General features: G+C 49.3%; 4 protein-coding genes and 1 pseudogene. 4 read left to right on the top strand and 1 reads right to left on the bottom strand.

Translation table 11 applies throughout. From position 1 onward, the window contains the following. Positions 1 to 882: phenylacetate--CoA ligase family protein (locus LG30_RS0112905; RefSeq protein WP_152599253.1), on the top strand; the 882-nt coding region annotated here is incomplete at its 5' end. A gap of 87 nt (positions 883 to 969) precedes the next feature. Here LG30_RS0112905 and LG30_RS21610 read toward each other — a convergent pair. Further along, positions 970 to 1,887 (bottom strand): annotated as a pseudogene (locus LG30_RS21610) (IS5 family transposase). Positions 1,888 to 2,233: 346 nt separating this feature from the next. Between LG30_RS21610 and mobI the strand changes: the two are divergent. From mobI to LG30_RS0112880, 3 genes are all read left to right on the top strand, one after another. Then, positions 2,234 to 2,806: a conjugative transfer protein MobI(A/C) gene (gene mobI / locus LG30_RS0112890; protein ID WP_052101042.1), complete on the top strand. Its 573-nt coding sequence runs from the start codon at positions 2,234 to 2,236 to the stop codon at positions 2,804 to 2,806. A gap of 665 nt (positions 2,807 to 3,471) precedes the next feature. Continuing rightward, positions 3,472 to 4,335: a hypothetical protein gene (locus tag LG30_RS0112885; protein WP_238566432.1), complete on the top strand. Its 864-nt coding sequence runs from the start codon at positions 3,472 to 3,474 to the stop codon at positions 4,333 to 4,335. A gap of 266 nt (positions 4,336 to 4,601) precedes the next feature. After that, positions 4,602 to 4,949 (top strand): hypothetical protein, encoded by a 348-nt coding sequence (locus LG30_RS0112880; RefSeq protein ID WP_033131112.1) that lies wholly within the window; start codon positions 4,602 to 4,604, stop codon positions 4,947 to 4,949. The last annotated feature ends 100 nt before the right edge of the window (positions 4,950 to 5,049 follow it).

The following is a 5,049-nucleotide window of genomic DNA, read 5'->3' as shown; positions in this document are numbered from 1 at the left end:
CGTGTGAACCGCTTGGTCGATATCATGAAATACCATCGCCCTAAATTTATCGTCGGAAATCCACTATTCCTGCTGGAGATTGCTGAGCGGCTGGGGGACGCTTTTCCAAGCAAAGATTTATTACCTAAGGTAGCGTATCTGGCAGCTTGTGCTTCTTTTGATGCCAATAACCGTCTAACCGCGGCTGCGCAAAAAGTGAAGGAGGTTTGGGGCTTCGAGTTAATGCTCAATGAATACGGATGCAGCGAGATCGGATCCATCGGATTCGAATGCAATCAACACAACGGTTTTCACATTAATGATGACTACTTGCATGTGGAGCTTCTTAATCCAGAGACGGGCCGACCTGTGAAAGAGGGCGAACCGGGCGAAGTGGTCGTCACCACGTTGACCCAGCCGCGGGGATTTGCGGCGGTGCGTTACGCGACAGGAGATATTGCCAGCGAATTGTCAACGCAGCGTTGCACTTGTGGTCGCTATGGTCCAAGACTGGGGGCGATAATCGGACGCGTCGATCATCAAGTGAAAGTCAAAGGTCAAAATCTATATCCAGAATTTGTACTGGATATTGTTGAGTGGCAGGCGTGCACCGATAAAGCTGTACTTGTCCGGTATCGAGATTCGCTCGAGAGAGATACGGTTGTCGTGTGGGTCGAACTAAACAATGACTATCTGGGCAAACCGGCGCAAGCAGAAAAACAGCTGTCTGAGGCTTTGATGAAACATATCGCTGTCGGCCTTGAAATTTGTATCGTGGAACATGGAACTATTGCAAGAGCCACTGCAGCTCAAATGTCGCAGTCTAATGGCGTAAAAGTACCGCGATTGATTGACCTTGATAGTGAACAAATATCACTCAAACATAAAACTTCAGAAAAGTAACCATATTAAGGGGAAGTTTTGACTACTTCGTGGCGTTGTTGCCTAAATCGGTCATTGAAACGCCATTCCCCCAGCCCCGAGGGATAGCTACGCTTGGGGCTTTCTAACAGGCAGACCTAGAGCGTTCAGTTTGTTCATGGCGCACACATACGCCATCACTTCACCCACCTGAGTGTTGTAATTTCGCAAGCCCAGCTTTCCCACCAACAGCTGCTTGAACCGCGACATCGCCGTTTCCGCTAACGAGCGCCGATGATGACCTGATGCCACTCTTCCAGTGGGGAGCCCCGCCTAGCGCATGACCAATACCGCATCATTACGCGGATGTCCCTCCTCCCAGAGTCCCACATTCTTGCGTGGGGGAATGCAAGCTGTGGCCCTTTTGTGCCGTATCAATGCATGGCAGGCTTTGGTGTCGTAAGCGCCATCTGCATACACCGTACCCAAGGTGCGGCGCAGTGGATTGAGTAGGGTGGGCAAGACCTCGGCATCATGGACATTCTCCAGCGAGACTTCGGCCTCCACGATGTCGTGGCTGGTCGGATCCACCGCCAGATGAAGCTTGCGCCAGACCCGACCCTGCTCTTTGCCGTGCTTGTGCACTTTCCACTCCCCTTCGCCAAAGACTTTTAAACCGGTGGGGTCGATGACCAGGTCCGTTATCCTGCCTTTGGGAGGCTGCCGGTAGACCACCTTGAGCGAGCCGGCACCCTTGCTGACGCAAGTGTAATCGGGCGCACACAGCGGCACATTCATCAGCGTAAGCAGCGAGTCGAGCAGGCCCTGGGTCGCCCGCAGGGAAAGGCTGAAAATCCCTTTGAGCATCAGAAAGGTGCAGATGGTCTGGTCGGTGAAGCGCGGGCTGCGTCCCGGTCGGGCATGGTGGTCCTGATGGAACCAGTTTTTCATGGCTGCGGCATCCACCAAGAAGGTGAGGGAACCTCGGTTAATGAGGAATTGGTTGTACTGCGACCAGTTGACGACAGGGTGAAGCGACTTGTCCATAAAGCTGACACGAAAGGGGATTTGGGTGGTCAGAGCTTCCATCGTGTCAGAAGTCCTGTTTGGGCTAGACGGATTTGGGCAACAACGCCGGGCAGGTCTCACATTCTTTATGGAACGACCGCTCAAAGGTCTCAGCACCAAGTAGCTGACCTCGATTGCTCATTATTGATGGGTCCCACATCAGATAAGCTATTGGAAAGGAATTGGATAGGTCTTTGGAGCGGGAGTAATCATCTTGGGACCTGCAATATCTCTCCGAACGCCCCAAAAGGGCAGATACAGAGCGCAGGTTTTTGCAGCCTCCTGTTTAACATCTGTAGTGTCATCACCAAGAGAAGGAGGATGCATGACACAGCAGAACATTTCCCGCATGGCAGAGGCATGGCGAACAATCAGTCGCAAACAGACGACTCAAGCAGATCGGGATAACGCCACCCGTATGGCACTACAGCAGTGCGGGGAGTACCTCATCGCCATCCATGACATGGCGGAGATTGAGCAGAGACGTTACGAGTTTTTAGCGAATCGACTGTGCGACTATTTTTGGCAACACAATCGAGCACACAGAACCAGGCAGACCTCCGGTTATCCGGGACATTTCGGTTGCAGGGCTCGAGTTCGTCAATTCAAGCTGGAATGCCACTGGTACTACAACCAATTCATTGAACAGCCAAAAGGATCGGGTAAGCACAAGGTTCTTAGCCATTACCTGCCGCGCAATGGTCAGTTTTCGTATTACAAAGCGACATTTACACCTGCACATGACTGGGAAAAACGAGTCATTTTGGCTACAGAGGAGGGCTTTGCCCTGATACGCCAACTCAATAATCAGTTGATGCAGTTGCGTCGGCTTTCTTGCAGCAGCCAACGTCTACTAGGCACACTGATCCAGCACCTCGATGAGATGGGCGTTCTGTAATGACGCGGCTCTCAGCGCAAACGAATTACAAAAACGGCCACTGTTCCTGACCAAGCCATCGTGTAGGTAGTTTCCAGTACAGCCTCAGGGAGGGATTAATGAGCTATCGGCTACGATGGTATCGGAATGCACCCTGGGGCTATCTATATGAAAAATAATATAAAGCTAGTCAACTGGCGGGCCCCACAACACCGAGCAGCGCTTTTGTAAAAGCCTGCAATTGAACTTTGTTCCGAAAAGACAAAGTTACATATAAATCAATAACTTATTGATAATTTCAACTACGTCATGCATAGTTTTCCATACCATGTGGAGGACGTTTTATGAACAGCATCGTAATTTTGGTCACTCTATTCCTTTTCCTTCTCGGCGTTGCGGTAGCTGCTGCATATCTCTACAGAGAGAAACTTAAAATTTCACAGGTGAAAGATGCGGATCGAAAAAACCGGTAGAACATCCAAGCCAGAGCTCCTATGTAGCTCACTGTGGGTTGTTACAACACCTCAGGTCATTAATGTTGCAGCCCAGCTTAGGCGTTCTATCCCGCAACGGTAAAAATGTTCACCACGCGCACATTCTCAATATTTTCAATCAGATAGGTGCATTGCGTTGCTTTTTATAGGATTCATGGCACCACTATAAATGGTCCCACACGAGACATGCTAATGATGAAAAAACTAACCACCATAATCGTTGCAACCGGGCTGTGGTTGGCCTCTGCCTCTGGTTGTGCCATGACACCAAATAGCTACCAGTACAAGGCAGATCACAGTCGCGCCTACAACATCGCCGAGGCTGGTGGTTTGATTAGTGGAATTAAGGATGCAGCAGTGCCACGTGACCAGTTGGAACGCATGACAGATACCAAAACCTTTGGTGCAGCTTATGTGATGTCCGGCTATATCGCTCCCAGTGTGGGAGGCCTATCAAACTGGCAAGGTGGGGTAGTCAACATGGCTAATTGGGCGTTTGGCTCCAAGCAGCATGGTGCCCGGAATAGCTTGATAGCCTGGATGCCTGTAAATGAGGCCGCATCGTCAGCCGATGCTCAGACCAAATTGATTTCGCATGTGAAGCTTTCTATCGAGTCATCTCTGACCGAACTGGGTATAAAATTCGACCTGCTGTACGACAAAGATGGCAATCTGACATATCATTTTTACAGCAACGAATGGGATTGTCCGACCTGGACCAACGGTAAAAGCAAGGTCTCGGATATGTGCTCTATTAAGGTACGAATCGTAGAGCCGAATCAAGACAAGGCACCAGCCTTTATTACTGGAGTTCAAGGGGATGCTTATGCATTCACTTCCGGCCATGACACGGATTTTAATTTTATTAACGTTACGAATGGAGCGGCTAGCCACGCACCAGAACAAGCCGTATACAGCAAGATCAGTGAGAGGCTACCAGTTTGGGCCTTCCTGTACCTAGCACCTCAACAAGTCAAAATGAATAATAGCGACAAGATCGTATTTCCCTACCTGCTTGAACAAGGGAAACCAGAGCTCTTTGTCTACCCATTCTGATAAAAAATCGCACCACTGGTCGCCTCCGTGCGGCTTTTTGCTCGTTTGCAAGCGTTGTGGCGCTCAATAAATATGCACTCTCTTTAGGCAGTAACCAAGGCAGCTCAGATAACTTCATATGTGAAAATTTTCAGCCGTGAGTACTAATACTACCGACTTTACTAATAAATATTATCCTATACCTTAACTCAAAAATCATTGCTTGCTTAAGATTGCATTTTATCAAATCACGATAATATGAATGTGACACATTAAAGGAGGTCACCATGAAAGATTTAATTAATATATTTTTGATGGCTGTTGTCGTCCTTGGCTGGGCAATGCTTGAGGTCACTGGCTGGTGTTATGCCGTTTTAGCCATCCCAGTTGTTTACTGGCTCAAACCCGTGCTTGATCTGCTCCACAAGAACTACTGGGTGGGCCTTGCCTTCTGGGGGCTGGTGGCCTTGTTTGCTTGGCAGGGAGCTCTTATTGGAGGGATGTTCTATGGCTTGCTCGCTGCACCAAAGAACGAGGCTGCGGGTAATGTAGTCAGAAAAAAAAGTTCGATCCGGCTTGTTTCCAATGGCTATGACATACAGACCGGGGAGTACGTTGGCTCACCTTTTTGGTAATGATTCGGTCAGTTGAGGCGGTAGCAGTCCGAATAGATGCCACTTTATGGCAGTATCTTATACACAAGTCCCCGGGCATCGCCCGGGGATTTTTCTGTAC

This window comes from Aeromonas aquatica (assembly GCF_000764655.1).
Classification (GTDB): domain Bacteria; phylum Pseudomonadota; class Gammaproteobacteria; order Enterobacterales; family Aeromonadaceae; genus Aeromonas; species Aeromonas aquatica.
Note: the sequence above shows the minus strand (reverse complement) of the source record. Positions and strands in the feature narration are given on the sequence as shown.